This is a genomic window from Mesorhizobium denitrificans (genome assembly GCF_003403035.1).
GTDB classification, from domain to species: Bacteria; Pseudomonadota; Alphaproteobacteria; order Rhizobiales; family Rhizobiaceae; genus Mesorhizobium_G; species Mesorhizobium_G denitrificans.
In genome coordinates this window covers 274331-298825 of the sequence record NZ_QURN01000001.1, presented here as the reverse complement: position 1 = coordinate 298825, position 24495 = coordinate 274331, and the positions used below count along the sequence as shown (strand labels likewise).

The window sequence follows — 24495 nt, the reverse complement described above, 5'->3', positions numbered from 1 at the left end:
ACCTCAACCGATCTCGGGCCATGACCGGCTCGGCCGCATTCCGGCGCGTTCGGCCGTCTGGATAGCCGAGGCTCGGGCAAGCGCGTAGATTTCGCCTTCGTCAAGGCGAACAAGGCGTCCCCCTCGCACCACTGTATCGCCGTTGCAGATGACCGTGTCGACGCCCTTGGTGCGCGAAACCAGCACCAACTGGCGCACGACGTTGACGTTGGGTTGGGCGTCGGGCAACTCGGTCGAGCGGATCACCAAGTCGGCACGCTTTCCGGCTTCGAGGCTGCCCAGATGTTTTTCCATGCCCATTGCGCGGGCGCCGCCGAGGGTGAACATCTCCAGGATCGTCTCGGACGGCAGATAATCTCCCCACTCGCGCGACACCAGATACGCGATGATTCCGAGGTCACCCACCACCCAGGTCTTGGCGATATCCGTACCCAGCGCAACCGATGTGCCGCGGCGATGCAGTTCCGGAAAAGCGCTACGGCTCGTCTGCGAGATAGCGTAGTACATGAAATTGCCCGGATGCCAGACGACGGCCATTCCGCTCGCGGCGACCGCGTCGACTTCCTCCGGCACCAGCGCGTTCATATGCGTGAAGACGCTGTTTGGCCCGATCAATCCCTTTTCCGCGAAATGGACCATCGCAGGCTTGCCGAAGCGCTTGCGGTCGTAATCGGCGTCGCTCGCCATCAGGCTCTGATGCTGGTGGAACACAGTGCCTTCGCGGTCGGCCAGCGTCTTGGCTTCGCGCATCAATTCCTCGGTGGCGCTGCCGAGGCCGTAGACAGCTACATGGCCACGCACCAGTGCATTCTCGTCACCGTTGCGCCAGAGTTGACCTCCCATCTCGCGACGGCTACGTGCCAGATCGCACGGCGCGCGCGAAATTTCGGCCGCCATCGGCTCTCCGCCGACCAGATCCCACAGCATGCAATCAGTCACCGATGCGCGGATACCAACCGCTTCGGCCGCCTCGGCAACGAGATCCGGCGAAAAACTGGTGGCCGCATCGACGAAGCCGGTAAAGCCATTGAGCACCATTTCGGTGCAAACCATCAGGGCGCTGGCGTATTCGTCCTCGTCAGTGATGGCGTTGATCCAGCGCGTGAAAACACCAGGCCCGCCCCCTCCTTCGTCCTTCGGCGGATTGGGGTTGTCGGTGATCGAGCCGCGGCTGAGGTGCAGGCCGGCGTGATAGTGACCGTCGATAAAGCCCGGATGGACCGCAGCGCCCTTGGCGTCTATACGCCGGTGCGCGGTCCAAGCCTTCTCGATTTCGCTGGTCGGCCCAACGGCTGCAATCCGGCGGCCGCTGATCGCGACGGCGCCGTCGCGATAGACGGTACGTTTCGCGTCCATGGTCAGCACACAGCCATGGACGATCAACAGATCGCAGGTTTCCCGCTTGCCTTGGCCTGCTTTTGTGGTAGCCGCACTCATTGCTGCACCTTGCCGGTCTCGCGATCCCACGCCCCTTGGCGCAGATCATCCTTTTCCTTGATCAGACCTTGCTTTTGCACGCGCATCGAAGGAGTGCGCTCGAAATCCGTCTCGCGGTATTCAATGAAGCGCGGGATCTTGAATGCCGCGAGATTCTGCCTGCAGAAAGCGATGACCTCTTCCGGCGACAGCTGTTCGCCGGGCTTCAATTGCAGGTATGCCTTCACTTCTTCGCCACGCAGCGTATCGGGCACGGGCACGACGGCGGCCTCGATCACCTTGGGATGCGAGCGCAGCACACCCTCCACCTCGGTCGCGGAAATGTTCTCGCCCATGCGGCGGATGATTTCTTTCTTGCGGCCAACGAAATAGAGAAGACCGCGCTCGTCGCGCCGTGCGACATCGCCCGAATGATACCAGCCACCACGGTTGGCCTCGGTCGTTACGTCGGGCCGGTTAAGGTAGCCCGCATAGAGATCAGGCCCGCCGATCAGACACTCGCCGGCTTCTCCCGGCGGCACGTCGACATCATTGTCGTCGACCAGCCGGATGGTCACGCCGGGCGGCTCCACGCCCATCGTGCCGGTGCCGATCAGTTCGTCAGCCATGTGGTGCGGCACGCGACTCATCACGCCGCCTTCCGTGCTGCCGTATTGGTTGTGCCAGTGGAACCCATAGCGCTCCACCATTTCAGCATGTAGTTCCTTCGGCAGCCCGGCGTGGATGGCGAGGCGGATGCGATGATCCTTCTCCGTGGGGCCAGGTTCGCCTTTCATAAGAAGCGCCGGAATTGACGCGATCGACAGGATTTCGGTGGCGTCGTACTGCGCGACCACTTCCCAAAACCGCGAAACAGAGAAGCGGCGCATGGCCACCATCGTTCCGCGGCTGGCCAGCGAGGTCAGCAGTTGGATCGCCGGATCGGCGTAATAGAAGGGCAGGCAGCACAATTGCCGGTCCTGCCAGCCACGTCGGAACAGCCTGAGGTCGATGTCGATCACCCGCAGCCACCAGCCGTGATGAAGCATACAGCCCTTCGGCGCGCCGGTGGTACCAGAGGTGTAGTAAACCGTTACGATATCCTCGCGCTGGCACGCGGCCTTCAGGAAGTCAAATGGTTCCCCCGCATCCTCGTAAGGCTTCAGCCCGTCAGGCTCCTCCCCGTCGACGACGATCACGTGCGCCATTGCGGGGACGTTCGCGCGCACAGCGTCGATGATCGGTTTCTGGGCGCTGCCGCAGATCGCGACGGTCGGCTGGGCGTCCTTGACGATGTGCCCCGCGTCATACTGCATCGCGGTCGGGGCGATCGACACCATCGTAGCCCGGTTGGCGATGATCCCGAACAGCGCAATCATGAACTCGAGCCTGTTGTCCAGCATCATGACGACGCGGTCGCCGGGCTTTACCTTATCGCTCAGATAACCGGCAAAACGCTGGCACCTGTCGAGGAATTCGCGACGCGTCATGGTCGGCCCGCCGTCGATGATGATCGCCGGCCGCTCGGGATCCTCCAGGCAGCCCTTCGCGACGATCTCAATCACCGTCTGCTGGGGCAGCGCGCTCCAATCGGGCGCGACGTTCTGGTGGCGTACCCAGCTATCCGGGCGCGGCGGAATGTTGGTCACGCCGAGTTCTTCGCGCGGGGAAAAGGGCACGGTCATTGAAGCACCTCGGCATAACCGTTGCGGATGACGAGATTGCCCGCCCGGTCGGCAGCCTCGAACCCTACGAAACCGTCGCTTCCCATCCAGTGACTGACCGTGATCTGCTCGCCGGGCGTCAGCAGCAGCGGGTGTGCGAAGCGGCAACCGAGGCGCTTCAGGCGTCGCGTTTGGCCGCTGCAACACTCGTCGACGATCGCCCGTGCGGCGAATGCCAGCGTGCACATGCCGTGCACAAGGGGTGCGGCAAAACCTGCCTTCGCAGCAGCAGCGGGGTCAATTGTATATGGCGAATAGTCCCGGGCAGCATCAGCATAGCGGCGGGTCTGGTCATCCGTCAGACCATAGGCCTGGTGGCTTGTTTGTGTCTTGACGACCGTCGGACGCGCTGGCACCCGCTCGCCGACGCTTGCAGATGACTCCGAACCACGGACCAAACACGTGCTGTACTGACTGCAAACAGCTTGCCCGTCATCGGTGGCCGTGTCGGACCTTATAACGTAGCTGGTACCCGCGCGGTTGCCGTGAACCCCGATGAGTGTCGAACGCGACAAGAGCCGTATACCGGGAGTAATCGGCCGATGGTAGATGAAGTCATGCTCGCCATGGAGCGCAAACCCGCTGGTGACCGTGGTCAGAACTTCGACCATGCTCTGCATAACTGGCACGTGCGCGAAGACAGGCGAGGCGACTGTACCTGAAAGATGATGCGGATTGCTATCGTCCACCGATCTTGCGAACTGGGCGAGGCGATGGCTGCTGGTGCGAAACTCCTCAGAGTCGCGGCTTGCGCCTATCGGCATGGCTTCAGCGCCGTGCTGTTGGGCGGCGGTATTCATGCGGGCAATCCTTCGACGAAGTCACCGAGGCCGGGCAGCCGCGGCAGTCGGGGGGTAAGCTCTTTTTCCAGATCCTCAATACCCCATCGCCCCTCGGCGCGAATGTCCACCGCCAGCGCGCTTGGCGCAATAACCGCAACCCGATTGCCGTAGGCCTGGAACACCTGCCCGGTCGCGGGACAATCCTCAAGTGCCAGCCAGCAGATCAGGGGTGCCACGTTGTCAGGATCGAACGTATCGAAAGTGCCGGGCGGCGGCGGCTTCAGGGAGGTCTCGATGCGCGTGCGGGCCGAAGGTGACACCGCGTTCGAGCGCACCCCGTATTTCGCGCCTTCGAGTGCGAGCGTGCGGGAAAGACCTATGACGGCAAGCTTCGCGGCGGCGTAATTCGCCTGGCCGAAATTGCCGACAAGACCTGCAACTGAGGTCGTGTGCACGATCGAAGCCGCGACAGTTTCCCCCGCCTTTGCGCGGGCGCGCCAGTAAGCCATTGCGTGGCGGGCGGTGGCCGCATGTCCCTTTAGATGAACGCGGATGACGGCATCCCACTCTTCCTCGGTCATATTGGCAAAAAGCTTGTCGCGGAGGATTCCGGCATTGTTGACGAGGACATCGAGGCGGCCGAACTTCGATACCGCCAGATTGATGGCTGCTTCCGCGTCGGCCCAGTCGGCGACATCATGGCCGCTGACGACGGCTCTGCCGCCCGACGCCTTGATTTCTTCCACCACACCTTCAGCGGGGCTCGGATCGCGGCCCTGACCGGCCAGATCGCCACCGAGGTCGTTGACGACGACAGCCGCGCCCTCGGCAGCCAACGCCAGCGCATATGCTCGGCCAAGCCCGCGGCCTGCTCCGGTGACCAACGCAACACGACCGTGAAGGCGATCCGTCATTGACTGCACCCCAGACCGCGTGGCGTTGAAATCGGCATAATTTCTCCCGGCGGACGCCGGCCCATTCGTTGGGGCGTCCTGCTCTTGTTCCCATACGAGACCCGCCGCTTCTTATCGCCGGCTTTCAGCTCGTGCTTTTGACAGGGAGCAACAAAATGAATATGAAGTCAATATCAATTTTAGCACCTTGCGAGCAGGAACTGGATTGGCCAGCTACGGGAGAACGCGATGCTGAACAACGAGCGAGGGGCGGCGGTCCGTCCGTCTTTTTCGCGCTGGCTGTCGCAGACAAACGACATCACCCAGCAGTTCATGGCGATGGGAGTGGACCCCTCGTTCATCAGCATGGCCGGTGGCCTGCCCGCAGCGGAGTTCTATCCCGTGGCCGCGGCAGCCGAAGCTGCCGATCGCGCATTGTCACGATGGGGAGCGGCTGCGCTGGAATATGGTCCAGTAGATGGATTCATGCCCTTGCGCGCGCATATCGCTGATCGCATGAGCCGCATGGCGGGCCGCCACTTCGACACCTCCAACGTGCTTTTGACTGTGGGAGCGATGCAGGGCCTCGATCTTATCGGCAAGGTGCTGATCGACGAAGGAGACCGGATTGTAACCCAATATCCGACGTATGTCGGAGCGCTTGATGCATGGCGGCCTCGGCAACCAGTCTATACCCCGCTCGACTGGGGCAAGCCGGGAACGTCGGTCGAAACGCTTCGCTCGGCCAAGTTTGTTTACGGCGTGCCTAACTATTCCAATCCCACAGGCGCGCTTGTCCCCACCCCAGCGCGAGCAGCGCTGCTGGAGAAGGCGCTTGAAGCTGACACCTGGCTTGTGGAGGACGATCCCTATCTTCCGCTTCAGTACGACGGCGACGCAGGCCCGAGCATGCTTGCCCTGGACGGCGCGATGATGCCCGGCGGGCCCTATAACGGTCCCGTAATTTACCTCGGCACGCTATCCAAGAGCATCGTACCGGGACTGCGCGTCGGTTGGGTCATCGCTTCACCCGACATGATCGCGGCATTGACCCTCGCCAAGCAATCGACAGACATCTCCAGTTCCATGCTGACCCATGCCGTCGCGCTGGAACTGCTCGAAGCAGATATCGAAAAGGTACATGTGCCCGGCATGGTCGGCCACTACCGGGAACGGCGCGATGCGCTCTGTGCCGCCGCACTGGAAACGCTCGCACCATGGTTCGAGTGGCAGGTGCCTTCCGGCGGCATGTTCGTGTGGATGAAGGCGCGAAACTCTACAATCGATACCGGTGTGCTTTATGCGCGGGCACTGCGCGAGAAGGTGGCTTACGTTCCGGGCAGCGTCTTCGATCCAGCTGGCGTCGACACGAGTTCCATGCGAATCAACTTCACCCGCAATGCACCGGATGTGCTGCGCGAGGGTGCGCGCCGCCTAGCCGTCGCCGCGAAGGACGCGTTTGGCTGAAGCTATATCTGTCCAGTCCAGGAATTCACTATTTACCAGCCAGAACCGACTCAGCCTGATGTCGTGCTGCCTCGACCTCTTCCACCGGAGGATCCTTGCAGTAGACCGCGCGATACCAGACGCTGGACAGCATCAGCGCCAGATTGTCGGCGCGAGACGGATCTTCCTCCTCGAACAGATGATCTTGGGAGACGATCACTGAATAGAGGTAGTAAAAGACCATTCCCTCCAGGGCGCGCGCGACGCCGACCGGCGACCCGATCCCGCCTTTGTACTGACTGCGCCGTGCGATCGAACGCCCGAGTGTTTCTATCCATTTTTGGTGCATGGGGCGCCAGATGTCCTGGAATTCGGACAACTGGCTCTGCAATTGGACGTGGCATTTCATCAGGCCGGGATTGGCCTCGTACATGGCGACGAAAGCACGGTTGGTGTTCAGGATCGCATCGAAGTCGCTGCGGCCATGGCCGACCTGCCGCGCCGTCTCGTACATATGAGTCACGAAGTCGATGACGACCTCGATAGCGATCTCGTTCTTGTCCTTGTAATAGACATAGAAAGTACCTAGAGCGACACCGGCGTTGGAACAAACATCGGAGACTTTCAGGTCCGTGTAGCCGACTTCCTCCAGTGCTCGGGCGGCGGCGATCTTCAGCCGATAGCGTGTCCGGTCCCCCTTAGAGCCGAACGAAAGCGTGTCCAGGCCGCGTTTGAGGTAGTCGGCATAGCGCATGAAGACCGGTGGTTCTGCCCTGCCACCATCGGCTTGCGTAAGTTTCTGACCTGTTGTCATGCGCCGTCCTCCTTGGTCGATATTGCACCGCCAGCAAGGTTGTTCAACGTCGTTTGCCAGCTGCTCGGCTATGGCGCACAACTCAAATATGATATTGACTTCAATTTCATATTATATAGTGTCCCGTTTCGCCGGTATGAGCAAGCTGCATTTCGTATCACTCGGTTCAGCATAAAAGGTCTCCATGCCATCTCAACTCACCCGCACGCCCGTATATATCGTCGGCGCCGCTGAGACGCCGCTTGGCAAGGTGGCGGACCAAAGTGAGTTCTCGATGGTGGCGCTGGCTGCACAAGAGGCGCTGGCCGAAGCTGGCCTGAAATTGCGCGACGTGGATGCCCTTTTCACGAATTACATGGGGGAGGAAGGTTCGGTTCAACTCGGTGAGTATCTCGGCATCCAGCCAAGATATGCTGAGTCTTCCGACATGGGCGGCTCGTCGTTCGAGTTCTTCGTACATCACGCAATCACAGCAATCGTCACAGGCCGGTGCGAAGTGGCGCTGATTGGCTATGCCTCCCGCCAACGCAGCAGGCGCAACCGCAAGCGCGCCGCGGCAACGCTCGACGGGTCGCTCGCCGCGCAGTTCGAAACCCCTTACGGTATTCACTTTCCAATCGGCCACTATGCTTTGAGCGCGGCGCGCTACATGCACCAATATGGCGCAAAGCCAGAGCATCTTGCCGAGGTCGCTTGCGCCGCGCGGCAGTGGGCATCACTGAATCCGAAGGCCTTCGTGCGCGATGCGCTCACCATCGACGAGGTGATGGCCTCGCCGCTCCTGTGTGACCCGCTGCGCAAACTCGACTGTTGCCTTGTCACCGACGGCGGCGGGGCAATCGTGATCGCCCGCGCCGATCGAGCGGCCGATGCTGTAAAAACCCCCGTGCGCATCCTCGGAGCCGGCGAAAGCCACGTGCAGTGGCACGTCGCACAATGCCCCGACTTGACGATCACCCCGGGCGTGGCCTCCGGGCGGGATGCCTTTGGCATGGCCGGCATTACGCCGCAGGACGTTGATGTTTTCGAACCCTACGACAATTTTACCCACGCGGTGCTACTCTACCTCGAAGATCTTGGCTTCTGCGCCAAGGGTGAGGCGCCCGACTTCATCGCCGGCGGCAGGTTGCGGCCGGGTGGCGGACTTCCTTCCATGACCTCCGGCGGCGGCCTGTCCTACTGTCATCCCGGCGCGCTTGGCATCCTGCTGTTGATTGAGGCCGTACGGCAACTCCGGGGCGAAGCCGGTGCACGGCAGGTGCCCGACGCGTCCATCGCCGTCGCGCACGGCACCGGTGGTCTTGCTTTTTCAACTGCTTCGACCGTGGTGCTCGCCCGTGACTGACCTCTCCCCCAACTACAGCGATCTTGGCGCTGCCGATCCCACCACCGAACCTTTCTGGCAAGCCTGCGCGGCCGGAAGGCTGACGGTTCAGCGCTGCACGGTTTGCGGACACCACCAGTTCTATCCGCGGCCCTTCTGTCTCGCCTGCGAGGCGACGCAACTGGATTGGGTCGATGTGTCCGGCGAAGCGACGATCTATTCCATCACCAGAGTTCGGCTGCCGGTGAGCGAGGATCTGCCGCCGCCCTACCTTCTCGCGCTGGTCGACCTCGACGAGGGCCCACGGCTGCTAACCAACATCGAGGCTGACGACGCGGCCATCGGCGATCGCGTCGCGGTCGCCTGGAGGCAACGCGGAGGCGGTCTGCCGCCACTGCCCGTCTTTCGCCCGAAGGCATGACGCATGGGCGCTGCCGGGCTCTCCAGCACTCAGGCTTGCATCGACAGCATTGAACGGCTGATCGCTTTTCCGACCGTCTCACGCAACCCCAACAGCGACCTGCTCGCCCATGTCGAGGCTTGGCTTGATCGCCACGGCGTCGCTTCGACGATCTTGTGGAACGAGGATCGCAGCAAGGGTAACCTCTGGGCGACTATCGGCCCGACCGACGTTCCGGGCGTGATACTGTCGGGACACAGCGACGTCGTTCCGGTCGACGGACAGGACTGGAGCAGCGATCCGTTCGTGGCTCGCATCGCTGACGGAAAGCTTTATGGCCGTGGCGCATGCGACATGAAGGGTTTCGTCGGCATCGTGCTGGCAGCCGTCCCTGAACTGACGCAGCGCAAGCTCCTCGCACCGATCCATATCGCCATCTCCTACGACGAGGAACTTGGCTGCACCGGTGTCAGAAGCCTGATCGATCGCATATCGGCGATGCCCGTGAAGCCTGCGCTATGCATCGTCGGTGAACCGACCCTGATGCAAGTGGTTCTCGGCCACAAGGGAGGCGGGCTGTTTCGTGCCATCGTCACCGGCTCGAGCGCCCATTCCAGCCTAGCCCCGCAGGCGGCGAACGCGATTGAAGCGGCGGCCGACCTGATCACTTTCATCAGGGAATTGTCTCGCGAGCAATCTGCTTGCGGTCATCATGACCATGCCTACGATGTCCCGCATTCAACGCTATCCGTGACGACGATCTCCGGCGGTGCGGCGCTGAACATCATTCCAGAGCATTGTGAATTCGGCTTCGACATACGCTCGCTACCCGAAGTCGACGCGCCGGCATTGATCCGGCGCATTCGCGACCATGCTGAAACGCAATTGCTCCCCGCCATGCGCCGCGTCGCGCCACATGCCTCCATCGTCATCGAGCCAGTCGCCGAATTTGTCGGCCTTTCCACGGACGCCGAGCACCCTGCTGTCACCTTCGTCAAGCGTCTCGCCGGCCGCAATGATCACGCCAAGGTGGCCTATGGTACTGAAGCGGGCCTGTTCAGCACGAATGCAGGTGTTCCCTCAGTCGTTTGCGGGCCTGGCTCGATCGAGCAAGCGCACAAACCGGACGAATTCCTGGCCATCGCAGAAATCGACCGCTGCCGCCAGTTTTTAGGACGGCTGGCGGACGCCCTCGAGCAGGAGGCGCCGCAATGGGCCTGAGCGTGGAGGCGGTGGTGATTGGGGCCGGTATTGCCGGCACGGCAACGGCGCTGGCGCTCCGACAGGCGGGCATGGCGGTGGCGCTACTGGACACGCACTACGTAGGATGGGGTGCCTCAGGCCGCAACCCCGGCTTTCTGTGGCTGCAGACCAAGGCCAAAGGAACGGCCATGGATTTTTCGCTCGCCTGCCGCCACTTCGCGGGCGAATTGGCCGAAAGCCTCCCGGATTTCGGTTTTCGTGCCTGTGGCGGATTGATCCTCTATCGCGACCTTGCCTATGAACCCGTGGCTCGAGCCTTCGTCGCCGATCGCAATGCTGCGGGACTGCCGGTCGCATTACTCGACCGGCCGGCTCTTCTCGAACTCTGTCCGGACATCGGCCCGGAAGTTTCTGGCGCCGTATGGAACCCGCTCGATGCGCATCAGGACACGCGCCGTCTTGTCGCGCTGCTGGCGCGTCAGTTTGAGGAGGCGGGTGGCTTGATCATGGCGCCTTGCCGGGCGCAGTCGATTGAAGCAAGCGCGTCTGCAATCAAAGGGGTCCTGCTCGCCGACGGGACACGAATTGCCTGCCGTTTCGTCGTTATCGCCGCCGGCCCTTGGACGAACGGCCTGCTTGATCCGCTCGGGCTTCGGCTTCCTCTTACCAGCATCCGCTTCGAAGCGGCTGAGACCGGTCCGGCGCCTTTCCGACTTGGGCCCGTAGCGGCCGGTCAGGCGCTTTTCCGCTTCTTCACTCCGCCCGGTGTCGATCTCGCAAGCCTGCCCCGGGAGCCGACGGAAATGCTTTGCCCCGATCTCGGCTTCACAGAGCAGATCGCCAGCCTACCCGATGGGTCACTGCAGTTCGGCTGCGCCTATGCGATCGGCAATGACAGCGACGCGCCGACCGTAGCCGGTCAGGCGATGGCCTACGCCATTCACAGCAAGAACTTTCCCGCTGTTGCGCGCCTTCCCGTCGTGAGAAACTGGGCCGGTTTGGTCGCCCAGACGCCGGACGGGCTGCCCGTCATCGATGCTGGAGCCGGTCCGGAAGGGCTGGTGATCAACGCCGGCCATTTCTTCGGCAACCTTGCCGGAGCATTTTCGGGTCGCCTGGTGGCCCAGACGCTAACCGGTCAGACCCCATCCTATGCGATCAACGCCTTCAATGCCGGGCGTTTCGGCTTGGTGGATGGGTGATCCTGGCTGCGGATGAGGGATCGGAGGACGCATGGCAACGAAGATAAATAGGGTCAACATCGCACCTCTGTCCGCAGCAACGGCCGAGCGCTGGCGCAGTGTTCCGGTGACGATCCTTTCTGACGTGACGGCGGGCCGCGTCGTTCCCGACCCGCGCATTCGTCCACTGCAGCCATTTTCGCCCGGCCGGCGTGTCGTTGGGCCTGCGGTGACCGCGTGGTGCGAGCGCGGCGACTTTGGCGCCATGCTGCATGCGCTGGACATTGCGCCTGCCAGATCGATCGTCGTGGCAGATGCCGGCGGCTGCCTGCAGACCGCTTATGCAGGCGAAATCCTGTGCGGATATGCGCGGGCGAAAGGTATAGCCGGGCTGATCGTGAACGGCGCGATGCGCGACATCGACACCATAGCCGCATGGGACGATTTCTGCGCATTTGCGCTCGGCAATACCGCACGAGGACCGCTTTCGAAAGAGCGCGGGGCGGTAAACGTTCCAATCGTGTTCGGCGGGGTCTCGGTCCAACCAGGAGACATCGTAGTGGCGGACAATGACGGACTGGCGATCGTGCCATTGGCCGAGGCTAGCGACGTGCTTGAGGCAGGCCTACAACGTGTCAGCGCCGAAGCCGCCTGGCAAGCCGAACTGGGCAAAGGCCGCTCTCTGGTCGATGTGTTCGCTGTACCGGAGGCGATCTGAGAAATCGGCTGCGATTTCGTCGAGACGGGTAAGTTTCTGCTTCCAGAATTGTTCACAACTCCGCCGTGGGTTGTCACCAATTTCGGACTACCGGACCTGCACACTGCGAAGTGACAAGTGCTTGCACTCCACCCGGCATAAAAGCGCGGCGACTGCTACATGCTTGCACCCATCTCGAGGTTTTTCAGATAGATGGAGAGGAGTTGTGTTTGTGAGGAGATTCCGAGCTTGCGATAGACGTTGCGGCGATGGACTTTCACCGTCCCGGTAGCGATGCCGAGCTTGAGTCCGATCGATTCCGACGAATGGCCTTGCAGTACCAACTCCACGATCAGAGCTTCGCGCGCGCTGAGTTTAAGACCTCTCCATACAGTGGCCGCGGTGCGTGACGCGCCTGCAGGCTTGGCACGCCGCCGCGAACGGGACGCCGTGCCGGAGAAGCGCTGCGCCAACCTCACGCAGTAGTGCCGCACCATTGCTGCCACGAGGGGCTCGACCTTGCGCAATAGTGAAAACTCTGTCGCCGGGAAAGGACCTCTCTCCTCGCGCCGCATCAGCGACAACACCACGGTTATTCCCTCACTCGTGGGAACGAAGAAGCCGATTTCTTCCGCAAGTCCGGTCTGCACATAGTAGGAGCGATAATATTCGCTTGAGAAGAAGCGATCCGGCGCCAGTTCACGCATGCGAAAAACGCCTTCCCGCCGTTCCCGCGCCGTATGATAAAATGGATCGAGCAGGTAGGGACCGACCTGATACAAGGACACAAACACGATATGCTCGTCGTGGTCGAAGGTGCTGTAGAGATCAATCGGCCTCTCTGATCCGCAATAGGCGAACACTACGACATGATCGAAGCGCACAAGCGCCTGCATCATTCGCCGGAAAGCCTCGCCGAATTCCCCGTCGGTCAGCGTATTACTGCCGACGAAGCTGCCGAAGGCTGCAAACAGGCCTTCCACGTTCACGCTCACGAGACGCCGCCCTCCTTTGCCGCGCTTAGGAACCGGCTCTATACCTCCCACAGGCCGGTTTGCCTAAAAATACCTCTCTTGGGGTATATATCCCACGCCGGTTTTTACTCTACGTTTCTAGTTGCAGGAGTGGCAGGACGAAAAGAACAAAGAGTTCGGCCATCACGGCGAACAGGCGTGACATCGGCTTCGACGCACAACATCGAGTTCCGCTCGGTAAGCAAAACTTACGGTTCCGTCACGGCGGTTTCGGACATCAGCATCAATGTTCCGAAGGGCGCATTTATGGCGCTGCTCGGCCCCTCCGGCTGCGGCAAGACGACATGCCTTCGTATGATCGGCGGCTTTGAGCAACCAACCAGCGGCGACGTGCTGATTGATGGGCGCATGATGAACGGCGTTCCGGCCTATCGCCGTCCCGTCAATATGGTGTTCCAGCAATATGCGCTGTTCCCGCATTTCAACGTCGAGGAGAACGTCTCCTACGGCTTGCAGCAGATACGTCCAAAGCTCGCCAACGCTGAGATCGCACGTCGCGCCGGCGAGGCGTTGGAAATGGTGCGGCTCGGCGGCTTTGGCAAGCGACGCATACATGAAATGTCGGGCGGCCAGCAGCAGCGCGTTGCGCTGGCTCGCGCCATCGTCAACCGGCCATCCGTTCTACTGCTCGACGAGCCGCTAGCCGCGCTCGACAAGAAGCTGCGTTCGGCCATGCAGTTCGAGTTGCAGACCTTGCAGCGTGAACTCGGTATCACCTTTGTGCTCGTCACCCACGACCAGGAAGAAGCGCTTTCGATGAGCGACTTCGTCTGTGTCATGAATGCAGGAACGATTCGGCAGATCGGTCGCCCAGAGGAAATTTACGACCATCCCGGAGAGTTTTTTGTGGCCGATTTTGTCGGCAAGACCAACCGCATTGAAGGTACGCTTGAACCGGGCGGCAAGGTTGTGCGGATGGCCGACGGCGGCGCACTCGCTATTGTAGCGCGACCCGGCGTCGAGCCAGGACCGGTCGTTGTGGCACTGAGGCCGGAAGCAATCAGGCTGGAGCATCGGCCGGCCAGGATGGGCGAAATCACCGGCGTAATAACCCATCGCGTATTCCTCGGCTCGACAGCCGAATACTCGGTTGCAGCGCCGGGAATCGGCGATGTTCTAGTAACCGCCGACCACAAGACCATGACCGAAAGCGACCTTATCGAGCCCGGCGCGACGGTGACGCTCGCATTCGATCCGGCCGCTGCACACGTCTTCCGCGGTACAGCCAACCAAGTAACAACAAGATAGGGAACACATCATGACCAAGCCATATAGGGACAACCTTCCCATCTCGGCCGACGGCTTCATGGATCAGTTCATGCGCCTGAAGCGCGGCTCTGTTAGCCGTCGTCATTTCCTCGGCGTCACCGGCCTCGGCCTGGCAACCGCCGTGTTCGGGCGCTTCCCCGGCGCGGGGCAGCGAGCCTACGCCGCTGGCGATCTCGGCACGCAGATGTCGATCGCTACCTGGCCGAACTATCACGATCCGGCAACCTTTGAGAACTTCAAGGCCGCGACCGGTGTCGCCGTCGAAGTCAACGTCTTCGGCTCCAACGAGGAGATGCTGGCCAAAATGCAGGCTGGTGCCACTGGCTGGTCGCTGTTCGTGCCAACCAACTATACCATCTCCACCTACAGCCAACTCGGCCTGATCGACGAACTCGACCTCTCCCAGGTCCCCAACTTCGATCCGGCAACCCAAAGCGCTCGCTTCACCAGCGAAGGCAAGGTCGACGGCAAGACCTACGCGCTGCCGAAGAACTGGGGCACGACTGGTTTTTGCGTCAACACCGCCAAGCTCAAGACGCCTATGCAAAGCTGGAAGGATTTCTTTGAGGTTGCCCAGACCGAAGCCGACGGCCGCGCCATGGTGCACGATTATCAGCTCACCACCATCGGCAGCGCGCTGGTGTCGCTCGGCTTCAGCTTCAACTCGATCAAGCCGGAGGAACTGGCCAAGGCCGAGGAACTGCTGATCAAGGTCAAGCCACACCTATTCGCCATCAACAGTGATTACCAGCCATCGATGCGCTCGACCGATGCCTGGCTGACCATGTGCTGGACCAATGACGGCGCGCAGCTAAATCGCGACATGCCTGAACTTGCGTATATCCTCGGCAAGGACGGCGGCGAAATCTGGACCGATTTCTACGCCATTCCGAAATCGGCCCCGAACAAGCCGGCCGGCTATGCGCTCCTGAACTATCTGATGGACCCGCAGAACGCGGTCAAGGAGCACATCGCCAACGGCGCACCGACCACCGACAGCCGCGTCATCGCGTTGCTACCTGCGGAGATCACCTCCAACAAGATCGTCTATCCCGACGAGGCGTCGCTTACTCCGCTGGAGTTCGGCGCTGCCGTAACGCTGACCGATCCGGGTCGCGCCGAACTGATGGCCCGCTTCAAGTCGGCCTGAGCCCAACTGAAATGAAGGCGTTTGGCGAAATTCGATGGAGCTGACCCCTAAAGCGAAAAAGACCATGGTGACGGCAGCCCTGATTGGGCCGGCCGCCATCTGGCTTTTCGTATTCATGGTCTTGCCCTTCTTCGCCATCCTCGTATTTTCGGTCGGCGAGCGCGCACCGGCCGGTGGTTACCAACCGGCCTTCACCTTCGATCAGTTTGCCAATCTCGGCGCGCGCGCCGCCGCGTTCGTAAACACGCTTACGCTCGCGCCCATCGGGGCCATCGCCTGCCTGCTGATCGCCTACCCGCTCGCCTATTATCTGGCGGTAAAAGTCGACCCAAGGCGCCGGCTCCTGCTTGTCTCCCTTGTCGTGGTGCCGTTCTGGACCAGCATGCTGGTGCGCACCTATTCCTGGATGTACCTGCTCGGGGCGCGCGGCATCCCTCATGTGCTGGAATTGATCGGCATCGAGAACGTGCGCCTGATCAACACGCCCGGCGCAGTGTTGCTCGGCATCGTCTACGGCTATCTGCCGCTTATGATCCTGCCAATCTTCGTCAGTCTCGAAAAGCTCGACCGCCGGTTGCTGGAAGCCTCGGCTGATCTCGGCGCGAAGCCGATCTCCACCTTCTTCAACATTACGCTTCCGCTATCACTGCCGGGCGTGATGACCGGCGTGGCGCTTGTCACTATCTTGCTGCTCGGCGAATATCTGATCCCGCAATTGCTGGGCGGCGGTAAGGTCTTCTTCATCGGCAACGCGCTGGTCGACCTGTTCCTGCAATCGCGCAACTGGCCGCTCGGCTCGGCTATCGCCGTCACCCTCGTGATCGTCGTGGTGGCGGTGCTGCTCATCTCAATGCGCATCGCCTGGCGCTTCGCCGGCACGCGGCAGATAGACCTCGTCTGATGCGCGCCTTCGCCACCGCCGTCTATCTGTTCCTTTATGCGCCGATCGCGCTGGTCGTGCTGTTCTCGTTCAATTCGGGCCGCAGTGCCAGCGAGTTCGTCGGCTTCTCGACGCAGTGGTACGGTAGGGCTTTGTCCAACACCTTCCTGATGGAAGCGCTGCAGACCAGCCTCATCGTTGCTTTCGTCAGCGCTACACTCGCCGCGGTCTTTGGCACCATGGCGGCGATTGGCCTGGAGCGCGTCGGCGGTCGCACGCGCGCGGTGTTCGACGGGTTATTCGCAGCCGCCATCGTGGTGCCCGGCGTGGTCATCGGGATTTCAACACTGGTGGCGCTGGTTCAGGTGTTTTCCGTGCTGAACCCTGCGCTCGCGGCGTTGTGGCCCGGCCAGGCACCGCCGCAACTCGGCCTCGGCTATGGCTCGATCATCGCCGCTCACGGCATGTTCACAATGTCGCTGGTCGCAATGATCGTAAAAGCGCGTATCGCCAGTCTGGGACGCGACATCGTTGAGGCCTCAAACGACCTCTATGCGACTCCGCTGACTACCTTTCGTCGGATCGTGCTACCGCAGATCAGACCGTCAATCCTGGCCGGCTTCCTGTTGGCCTTCACCTTCTCCTTCGATGATTTCATTATCGCGTTCTTTGTTGCCGGATCGAATAACACGCTGCCGATGTACATCTTCGCCTCAATCCGGCGCGGCGTCACCCCAGAGATCAATGCCGTCGCGACTATGGTTCTGGCGGCGTCCATCGTGATGATCGTCATCGCGCGCTTCCTGATGCGCGACAAGAAAACGGCTGACTAACGTGCAGGCACCCATGATTCTCAAGGACCGAATCGCCATTATCACAGGAGCCGGATCCGGCATCGGCGAGGCAGGCGCCGCGATTATGGCGCGCGAGGGCGCACACGTCGTGCTCGTCGACCGAGAGGCCGCACGAGCCGAGCAGGCTGCAGCGCGTATTCGGCAGGACGGCGGCAGCGCTGAGGCGCTCACGTTCGACGTCACAGACGACGTTGCGCTTAGGGATGGCGTCGCGTCTGTCGCTGCACGCCATGGCCGCATCGACATCTTGCACAACCATGCCGGGGCGCAAGTGGCGGGCGATCTGGAGCAGGTTGATATCGCGGGGTTCGACCGTTCCTGGAGCCTCAACGTACGCGCACATTTTATGGCGGCGCGCTTCGTCATGCCACTCATGCGCAAAGCCGGACGTGGCGTCATCTTGAACACCTCATCCAGCTCTGGCGTCCTTTATGATCGTGAAATGATAGCCTATACGACCACCAAGCACGCGGTCATCGCGATGACGCGGCAGATGGCTGGCGATTTCGCCCGTTACGGCGTGCGCGTTAACGCACTTTGTCCGGGTTGGGTCGACACGCCATTCAACGAACCCTTCATCGGCCAGATGGGCGGTCGCAGCGCTATCGAAACCTACATCGCGAGCAAAGTCCCGCTAGGCCGCTGGGCCAACGTCTCCGAGATCGCGGAACCGATCTTATTCCTTGTCTCCGATCGCTCATCGTACATGACCGGCCAGACACTCGTGGTGGATGGCGGAGAAACCGTGGTCTAGCCGACCGTACAAGGCAAAATCAGGCGGGCGCGGCCTCACCGGAGTGATCGACGGTATTCTGGGCCATGATTGACACGCATCGCCCTGATGGACTTGACATCAGCCAAATATTAGACAGGATTAGACAGGTATAGGAGTGGACAATGCGACGTACCACTGTACCTCCTGGAATGGCGAAACCACGTCAGATCGCGACGGTTCTTGAAGAAGAAATCCGCAGTGGTCGGCTCGCCTACGGCGATCGGCTACAGAGCGAGAACGAGCTGGTACATCGCTTCTCGGTCAGCCGCGCGACAATCCGCAAAGGATTGGAAAAACTCTCCGGGCGCGGCCTTATCACTACCCGCGTCGGGATCGGTTCATTCGTGACATATGATGGTCGCCGGATGGATGACGCACTGGGTTGGGCCAAGGCGCTGTCGAAAGCCGGAGCGAAGTTGGAAACGCGTATCCTGCGTTTCGACATCGTCGAGGATGAAGATTTGGCGCGCAGGCTTGACCTGGCCTGTGTCGAATTTGTCGCGCTTGACCGCGTGCGCATAGCCACCGTGGACGGTCATGGCGTCTCGCTTGAGCGAAGCAGGTTGCCGCTAGTCGAGAGCGTTGCCGATCTGCCAAAGACAGGGTTGCGCGACGGTTCCCTCAGCAAGTCTCTTTTCGCGCGTGGTCTCGTGCCCGCCAAAGGGGAAGAATGGGCCGAGCTGGAATGTCTCTCGGACGAGGACGCGGCTCTGTTGTCAACGCAACCCGGCGCACCGTTCCTCAAGACGCGACGCCTCGTGCGGCAGGCTAACGGACGGGTAATCGAATATGTCACCAGCCTGCTCAATCCGGCGCATTTCGCGCTGCGATTGGAATTCTGAGCAATGATGATCCCGCGCCACCTACTCATCGATCGCGCCAAGGGCGCGTTGTTGGGTGGTGCTGTTGGTGACGCGCTGGGTATGCCGACGCAATTGTTCAGCGTTGAAGAAATCCGCCGTGCCTACGGTTATGTTGATGGCTTCGTGGCTCCAACCCCAGATCACAGCGTCTCAAAGGGGTTGGCCGCTGGCACCATCACTGACGACACAGAGCAGGCACTTTTGCTGGCTGAGGTTCTGGTTGGCTCGAACGGGTCGTTTGATCAGCAGCGCTGGGTCGCCGCGCTCGTGCGGTGGGAAAGCGACGTCAAGGCGCGCGGTGGCTATGATTTGCTCGGCCCGTCAACCAAGCGTGCTATCGATAGCATCAATGCCGGTGTGGATCCAATTTTGGCAGGTCGCGAGGGCGACACCAATGGTGCGGCGATGCGTATCGGCCCGGTTGGCATCGCCGTACCGCTTCACCCGCTGTCCCGACTGGTCGCCAAGGTCGCAGAAGCGAGCGCAGCGACGCATGGCGCGCCGGTTGCCATCGCCACCGCTTCCGCCGTTGCAGCGGCAATCAGCAGCGGAATGGAGGGGCGCAGCTGGCGCGAGGCAATTGAAATCGGGATCGACGCTGCGTCGCTGGCACAAGGACCGAGCCCGGCTGTCGATGTCGCGGCGATTATCGTCGACGCGTTGTCTCTTGTGCGTGAAAAGGACGAGGCTTCGGCCATTTCCTGCATCGCTTCTACAATCGGAACGGGAGTGGAAAGCACACAATCGATTCCTGCTGCATTCGCCGTTCTCGAAGTGGCCAAAGCGCAACCTTGGCGCGCGGCGGTCATCAGCGCTAACATCGGCGGCGATACAGACACAATCGGCGCAATAGCAACCGGGATGGCGGGCGCGTGCAGCGGCATCGCCGGCTTGCCTGCCGACCGGATAAAGGAACTGCGCGGGATTGATCTGAACAAGGTCGATCGCATTGCCGAAGCGCTTGTCGACCTGCGTCTCGCCAGCGAGGCGACATGAGCAGCACGCGCCTCCTCCATATCGGCAGCGCGGTGGTGGACTATGTCTACCGTATCGCCGCCTTACCTCAGCACGGAACGGAGGTGACGGCGAGCGATTATCAGGTACTGCCCGGCGGCGGGTTCAATTTGATGGTTGCAGCGATACGCGCAGGCTTGCCTGTAGCCTTCGCGGGACAGCATGGCACAGGCCCAAATGGCGACATCCTGCGCACCGCGATGGCGCAAGAAGGCGTCGACGTGCTGACTGCGGCTAACCCCGTGATGGACAGCGGCGTATGCACGGTGCTGGTCACGGATGACGCGGAGCGCACCTTCATTTCGTGGCCCGGCGCAGAAAGCCGACCGATCAACGACGAGGACATAGAGGCGGGCGAAGGCGACTGGCTGTTCGCCTCGGGCTATACGCTGAGCTATCCCAATAGTGCAGCATCGGTCGCCGCAACGATTGAACGTCTGGCGAAGGACCGTCCGCTGGTTTTCGATCCAACACCTGTCGTAGGCGAGATAGCGCCAGACTTGCTCGCCCGCGTGCTACGCCAGTGCCGGTGGCTGAGTTGCAATGTTGGCGAGGCAGGCTTCATTGCCGGCGAAGCGCAAGATACCGCTCGCGCATTGCTGGAGCAACATTGCCCCCGAGCTGAGGGAGTCGTTATACGCGCGGGCGCCGAAGGTTGCCTTGTAAGCCTGCGGAACGGTCGCGAACGTCATATAGCTGGCATTGCAGTAGAAGCGGTCGACACAAATGGTGCGGGCGACACCCATATCGGCGCATTCATCGCGTCGCTCGCCGCCGGCTATGACGCATTCCAATCGGCGCGCTACGCCAATGCGGCAGCGGCGATTGCGGTCACGCGACATGGAGGTTCGACCGCACCGACGGATGCTGAGACTCGCGAATTCATGGCGGTACACGCACAGCCAATATGCAACGCAAGCTGAACCATATGAAGGGAAGTCACATGAACAGGCTTAGACTGATATTCGCTGCATCGACAATCCTTGCATCCGCATTTGGCGCCCATGCCGCAGACCTGCATGTGCTCAACTGGAAGGGCTACGGCGCAGACGAGCCATGGGCCGTCGAAGCTTTTGAGAAGGCGACCGGCAACAAGGTCATCAATGATTTCTTCAACTCTGAACAGGAGATGCTGACCAAAATCAGGACTAATCCCGGCCTCTATGACGTCGTCATGATCAATGCGGCTTTCAACGATCAGGCGACCGCTGAAAACCTGATCCAGCCAATCGATACGTCGAAGATCGCCAATTATGGCGACATCAGCGCCGAAAAGGCGCAGTCGCCAATGTTGGTCAAGGACGGAAAGGTCTATGGCGTGCCATGGGTCTGGGGTCTGACGGCGCTGGCAATAAATGACAAGTCGTTCGATACACCGCCGACCAGCATCAACGTCATGTGGGATGTCAAGCACAAGGGTCGCGTGGTCATCCGTGACGACGCCGTCGAGGCAATCCAGTTCGGGGCTATCGCGACCGGGCAAAATATCAACGACATTAAAGATCTAGATACGGTTAAGGCGAAACTCACCAGCCTGATGCCCCAGATCAAGACATTCTGGAGCGCTGAGAATGACTTCAACCAGTTGATTGCGTCGAACCAGATCGATGTAGGCACCTATTGGAGCGGCTCGGCCGATCGTGCAAAGACGCAATTCAAATTGCCGGTTTCGCTGGTAATTCCACAGGAAGGAGCGGTCGCATGGCTAGACGCCTGGTCGATCCCCGTCGGAGCGAAAAACGTTGCCGGCGCGGAAGCCTTCATCAACTTCATGATCGAACCAAGTTTCTATACCGAATGGGTGACAAAGGTCGGAGCGCCCGTCTCGGCTAACACCAAGGCCGTGGCCGCCCTCCCGGAGGATTCTTTCAATCGCAAGGTGATGGGTGATCCCGAGGTGGCGAAGAGGATTCAGTTTCAGGCGCCTATCACAGATGCTCAGCGAGAGGCCTACCTGAAGGCCTGGCAGGAACTGAAGGTTAATGTGAAATAGGCGGAACGGAGATATGGCTGGTCAGCGGCGCAACGAGATTGGTCGGGCAGTGCCGTTGCTCGCGCCAGCCTACCTCTGGTTGACGGTCGCAATCTTCCTGCCGCTGTCGGCCATGATCTTCTTCTCGTTCATGACTGGCTTGCCCAACACTGGCAAGCCGTGGTCCTTCACGCTGCAGAACTACGCCGCATTCTTCCAGGAAGACATTTATTGGCGATTGCTGCTGTCGTCGCTCAGGCTCGCTGCGGAGGTCACGTTCTGGTGTCTGATCATCGGTTTTCCGGCAGCCTATGCGCTCGCCAAGTTGCTCAAGGGACGGATGCGCGAAGCGATCTTCCTGCTCATTATTCTGCCGTTCTGGAGCAACGGTTTGGTGAGGATATTTTCATGGGCCATGGTTCTGCGGGAAGGTGGACTGCTTGACACCACCTTAAACGCGATCCTGCCTTTTAAGATCAGTATCGACCTGATGTACTCCTATCCGGCCATCGTTATCGGGCTGGTCCACTCCTATGTGCCGTACATGGTTCTGACCTGCTACCTGACACTGCAGGCAATCGACGATTCGCTGATCGAAGCCGCGCGGTCCCTAGGCGCGTCGCGCTGGCAGACGCTGCGGCGGATCATCGTTCCGCTGGCGCTGCCGGGCGTGATAGCGGGAGCGGCGTTGATATTCGTGCCCGTGGTTGGCTCGTTCATGGAACCGCGCATTTTGGGTGGCCGCACGGGTACATTCTACGGCACCGTAATCGAGGATCAATTCGTAGCAGTTTTCAACTGGCCGCTCGGCGCGGCGCTGTCATTCATTTTGCTGGCCGTGGTGCTCGTCGTCCTCGCGCTAGCCTCTCCAGTGCTAAGGAGGGCTACTTCATGACGCGCCTGCTCGAATGGCTCGGCCGTGGCTTCCTCGGGCTTTTGCTGGCGTTCCTTTACCTGCCGCTCGTCATCATGGGCGTGATGTCTTTCAACAGATCGCCCTTCTACCAACTTCCCATCGATTGGTCGACGACCTGGTATTCGCAATTGTTCGCCAATGCGCAGTTGATGTCGGCCACCTGGAACAGCGTCACTATCGCGGTAACAACCACGATCATCGCGACCGCGCTCGGCACCGCTGCATCGATCGCGCTGTTCCGCAACGAATTTCCGGGCAAGAGGATATTGCAGGTGCTGCTGTTTCCGCCAATAGCGATACCCTGGCTGATCACCGGCACTGCGATGCTGGTCTTCTTCTTTTGGGTTGGAATCGGCCGTGGCCCGCACGCGATCCTGCTCGGCCACGTTGCGCTTGCGCTGCCCTACGTCATCGTTGTCGTCAGCGCGCGCCTACAGACGTTCGACCCTCAACTTGAGGAAGCAGCGCGTTCGCTTGGCGCCAATCAATGGCAGGTAACGCGACGTATCACGCTGCCTTGGATCATGCCGGGTGTCATCGCAGGAGCACTGTTCGCCTTCGCGGTCTCCTTCGACCAGTTCGTGGTGTCTTATTTCCTGGCAACGCCGGGTCAGGCCACGCTACCTGTCGAAATCTACGCCGCCATCCGCAAGGGATTCACGCCGGAGATCAACGCCGTCTCGACGATCATTGTCGTGATTTCGATGGCGCTGATGCTGCTCACCGCGAGGTTCTTCAGTTTTGGGGGAGAGCGGTAATGGCGCATGTTAGCGTTCGGAACGTGTCGCGATCATTTGGTGCGCACAAGGCGCTCGACGATGTGTCTATCGATTTTCCCGACGGCGGCTTTTATGCGCTGCTAGGTCCGTCAGGTAGCGGCAAGACCACGCTTCTGCGGCTGATCGCCGGCTTTGATTTTCCGGACGAAGGGCAGATCGCCATCGACGGTGATAGCGTTGAGCGGGTGCCTGTCGAAAAGCGACGCATAGGAATGATGTTCCAGAACTATGCGCTTTTCCCGAATATGAGCGTGCGCGATAATGTTGGCTTCGGCTTGTCCGTACGCGGCGAGCCACGTCACAAGATGGCGGCCGAGGTTCAGGCCGCGCTCGATCTGGTTCAACTCGGCAGTCTCGGAGAAAGGCGACCGCACCAGCTTTCAGGCGGCCAAAGGCAACGCGTCGCGCTCGCGCGCGCCTTCGTTACCCGGCCAAGGGTTCTGTTGCTGGACGAACCGCTCTCGGCACTCGACAAGGCGTTGAGGGTCGACATGCAGTTCGAACTCAAGCGCATTCAGCGCGAAATCGGCATTACGACAATATTTGTCACGCATGACCAGGAAGAAGCGCTGACGATGAGCGACCGTATCGGCATTCTGCGCGACGGCCGATTGGTTCAGGAGGGTCCACCGGACGAAACCTATGAGAGGCCCGGCAGCGCTTTCGCTGCAACCTTTCTCGGGGATGCCAATATATGCGAAGGTATCGCTATTGAAGGAGGCATCAGGTTAGCGAACGGTACGGAAATCAATATCGAAAAACCCGTCAAAGGGTGCACCCGCTGCGCGATCAGGCCCGAGCGCATTCGCATTGCTACGTCCGGCGCCCCAATCCCCGCAGGTGACAACAGGCTGCATGGCACAATCCTGCGCCGGGTGTTTGCCGGCAACATCATCACGTACTTTGTCGATTGCTCCGGTTTAGAGTTGAAGGTCCTTGTCCAAAACGACGGATCCATTCAGCCATATATCAACGATGCGGTTAGGCTGCATTGGTCGAAAGCGAGCACCGTGCCGATCGTTTCGGATTGACGGGTCATTGACCTTGCCGATGGCGTCAGCGCAGCTCATGGAAAAAGAAGCGCCGACGCCCTGCAAGGCATGATTGCC

24 protein-coding genes are annotated in these 24495 nt (G+C 60.7%); 18 read left to right on the top strand and 6 right to left on the bottom strand.

Annotation, left to right across the window (positions count from 1 at the left end):
• Window positions 1–3: 3 nt before the first annotated feature.
• The 4 genes from DY251_RS01395 to DY251_RS01380 are packed head-to-tail and all read right to left on the bottom strand — an operon-like array spanning window position 4 to window position 4836.
• On the bottom strand, window positions 4–1437 hold the full coding sequence (locus DY251_RS01395; RefSeq protein ID WP_116622040.1) for an amidohydrolase family protein: 1434 nt from the start codon (window positions 1435–1437) through the stop codon (window positions 4–6).
• The gene (locus DY251_RS01390) at window positions 1434–3101 is read right to left on the bottom strand and encodes a class I adenylate-forming enzyme family protein (RefSeq protein ID WP_116622039.1); all 1668 of its coding nucleotides are present in this window, start codon (window positions 3099–3101) and stop codon (window positions 1434–1436) included. The genes DY251_RS01395 and DY251_RS01390 overlap by 4 nt, the downstream gene beginning before the upstream one ends.
• Window positions 3098–3940, bottom strand: a complete 843-nt coding sequence (locus DY251_RS01385; RefSeq protein ID WP_116622038.1) for a MaoC/PaaZ C-terminal domain-containing protein — start codon at window positions 3938–3940, stop codon at window positions 3098–3100. Before DY251_RS01385 ends, DY251_RS01390 begins: the two co-directional genes overlap by 4 nt.
• Window positions 3937–4836 (bottom strand): SDR family NAD(P)-dependent oxidoreductase, encoded by a 900-nt coding sequence (locus DY251_RS01380; protein ID WP_116622037.1) that lies wholly within the window; start codon window positions 4834–4836, stop codon window positions 3937–3939. Before DY251_RS01380 ends, DY251_RS01385 begins: the two co-directional genes overlap by 4 nt.
• Before the next feature lie 228 nt (window positions 4837–5064).
• On the opposite strand from DY251_RS01380, the gene DY251_RS01375 reads away from it, so the two are divergent.
• The gene (locus DY251_RS01375; protein ID WP_116622036.1) at window positions 5065–6282 is read left to right on the top strand and encodes an aminotransferase-like domain-containing protein; all 1218 of its coding nucleotides are present in this window, start codon (window positions 5065–5067) and stop codon (window positions 6280–6282) included.
• 28 nt (window positions 6283–6310) lie between these two features.
• Here the strand turns inward: DY251_RS01375 and DY251_RS01370 are convergent, their stop codons facing one another.
• Complete coding sequence (locus DY251_RS01370) at window positions 6311–7075, bottom strand: TetR/AcrR family transcriptional regulator (RefSeq protein WP_116622035.1); 765 nt, start codon at window positions 7073–7075, stop codon at window positions 6311–6313.
• A 184-nt stretch (window positions 7076–7259) separates the two neighbouring features.
• On the opposite strand from DY251_RS01370, the gene DY251_RS01365 reads away from it, so the two are divergent.
• Genes DY251_RS01365 through DY251_RS01345 form a run of 5 tightly spaced genes read left to right on the top strand, consistent with a single transcriptional unit; the run spans window position 7260 to window position 11901 of the window.
• Window positions 7260–8420 (top strand): acetyl-CoA acetyltransferase, encoded by a 1161-nt coding sequence (locus DY251_RS01365; RefSeq protein ID WP_116622034.1) that lies wholly within the window; start codon window positions 7260–7262, stop codon window positions 8418–8420.
• On the top strand, window positions 8413–8820 hold the full coding sequence (locus DY251_RS01360) for a Zn-ribbon domain-containing OB-fold protein (protein ID WP_116622033.1): 408 nt from the start codon (window positions 8413–8415) through the stop codon (window positions 8818–8820). Before DY251_RS01365 ends, DY251_RS01360 begins: the two co-directional genes overlap by 8 nt.
• Window positions 8821–8823: 3 nt before the next feature.
• Complete coding sequence (argE, locus tag DY251_RS01355; protein WP_116622032.1) at window positions 8824–10020, top strand: acetylornithine deacetylase; 1197 nt, start codon at window positions 8824–8826, stop codon at window positions 10018–10020.
• Window positions 10011–11204: an NAD(P)/FAD-dependent oxidoreductase gene (locus DY251_RS01350; RefSeq protein ID WP_116622031.1), complete on the top strand. Its 1194-nt coding sequence runs from the start codon at window positions 10011–10013 to the stop codon at window positions 11202–11204. Before argE ends, DY251_RS01350 begins: the two co-directional genes overlap by 10 nt.
• A gap of 31 nt (window positions 11205–11235) precedes the next feature.
• The gene (locus DY251_RS01345) at window positions 11236–11901 is read left to right on the top strand and encodes an RraA family protein (RefSeq protein WP_116622030.1); all 666 of its coding nucleotides are present in this window, start codon (window positions 11236–11238) and stop codon (window positions 11899–11901) included.
• 155 nt (window positions 11902–12056) lie between these two features.
• On the opposite strand, the gene DY251_RS01340 is transcribed toward DY251_RS01345, so the two are convergent.
• Window positions 12057–12875, bottom strand: a complete 819-nt coding sequence (locus DY251_RS01340; protein WP_116622029.1) for a helix-turn-helix transcriptional regulator — start codon at window positions 12873–12875, stop codon at window positions 12057–12059.
• Window positions 12876–13052: 177 nt separating this feature from the next.
• On the opposite strand from DY251_RS01340, the gene DY251_RS01335 reads away from it, so the two are divergent.
• The 12 genes from DY251_RS01335 to DY251_RS01280 all read left to right on the top strand — a co-directional run bounded on the left by DY251_RS01335 (window position 13053) and on the right by DY251_RS01280 (window position 24417).
• The gene (locus DY251_RS01335; protein ID WP_116622028.1) at window positions 13053–14162 is read left to right on the top strand and encodes an ABC transporter ATP-binding protein; all 1110 of its coding nucleotides are present in this window, start codon (window positions 13053–13055) and stop codon (window positions 14160–14162) included.
• A 10-nt stretch (window positions 14163–14172) separates the two neighbouring features.
• Entirely contained in the window at window positions 14173–15333 is a 1161-nt protein-coding gene (locus DY251_RS01330; protein WP_116622027.1) for a polyamine ABC transporter substrate-binding protein, read from the top strand.
• Between the two features lie 34 nt (window positions 15334–15367).
• Window positions 15368–16234: an ABC transporter permease gene (locus tag DY251_RS01325; RefSeq protein ID WP_116622026.1), complete on the top strand. Its 867-nt coding sequence runs from the start codon at window positions 15368–15370 to the stop codon at window positions 16232–16234.
• Window positions 16234–17046: an ABC transporter permease gene (locus tag DY251_RS01320; RefSeq protein WP_116622025.1), complete on the top strand. Its 813-nt coding sequence runs from the start codon at window positions 16234–16236 to the stop codon at window positions 17044–17046. Before DY251_RS01325 ends, DY251_RS01320 begins: the two co-directional genes overlap by 1 nt.
• A gap of 13 nt (window positions 17047–17059) precedes the next feature.
• Window positions 17060–17821: an SDR family NAD(P)-dependent oxidoreductase gene (locus DY251_RS01315; RefSeq protein ID WP_116622285.1), complete on the top strand. Its 762-nt coding sequence runs from the start codon at window positions 17060–17062 to the stop codon at window positions 17819–17821.
• A gap of 143 nt (window positions 17822–17964) precedes the next feature.
• Window positions 17965–18684 (top strand): GntR family transcriptional regulator, encoded by a 720-nt coding sequence (locus DY251_RS01310; RefSeq protein WP_116622024.1) that lies wholly within the window; start codon window positions 17965–17967, stop codon window positions 18682–18684.
• Between the two features lie 3 nt (window positions 18685–18687).
• Window positions 18688–19701: an ADP-ribosylglycohydrolase family protein gene (locus tag DY251_RS01305; protein ID WP_342633548.1), complete on the top strand. Its 1014-nt coding sequence runs from the start codon at window positions 18688–18690 to the stop codon at window positions 19699–19701.
• On the top strand, window positions 19698–20642 hold the full coding sequence (locus DY251_RS01300) for a PfkB family carbohydrate kinase (protein WP_116622023.1): 945 nt from the start codon (window positions 19698–19700) through the stop codon (window positions 20640–20642). The genes DY251_RS01305 and DY251_RS01300 overlap by 4 nt, the downstream gene beginning before the upstream one ends.
• Window positions 20643–20662: 20 nt before the next feature.
• Complete coding sequence (locus tag DY251_RS01295) at window positions 20663–21712, top strand: ABC transporter substrate-binding protein (protein ID WP_116622283.1); 1050 nt, start codon at window positions 20663–20665, stop codon at window positions 21710–21712.
• A gap of 13 nt (window positions 21713–21725) precedes the next feature.
• On the top strand, window positions 21726–22586 hold the full coding sequence (locus DY251_RS01290) for an ABC transporter permease (protein ID WP_116622022.1): 861 nt from the start codon (window positions 21726–21728) through the stop codon (window positions 22584–22586).
• Window positions 22583–23365: an ABC transporter permease gene (locus tag DY251_RS01285; protein ID WP_116622021.1), complete on the top strand. Its 783-nt coding sequence runs from the start codon at window positions 22583–22585 to the stop codon at window positions 23363–23365. Before DY251_RS01290 ends, DY251_RS01285 begins: the two co-directional genes overlap by 4 nt.
• A complete protein-coding gene (locus tag DY251_RS01280; protein WP_116622020.1) occupies window positions 23365–24417 on the top strand; it encodes an ABC transporter ATP-binding protein in 1053 nt (350 codons plus the stop codon). The genes DY251_RS01285 and DY251_RS01280 overlap by 1 nt, the downstream gene beginning before the upstream one ends.
• Window positions 24418–24495 lie beyond the last annotated feature (78 nt).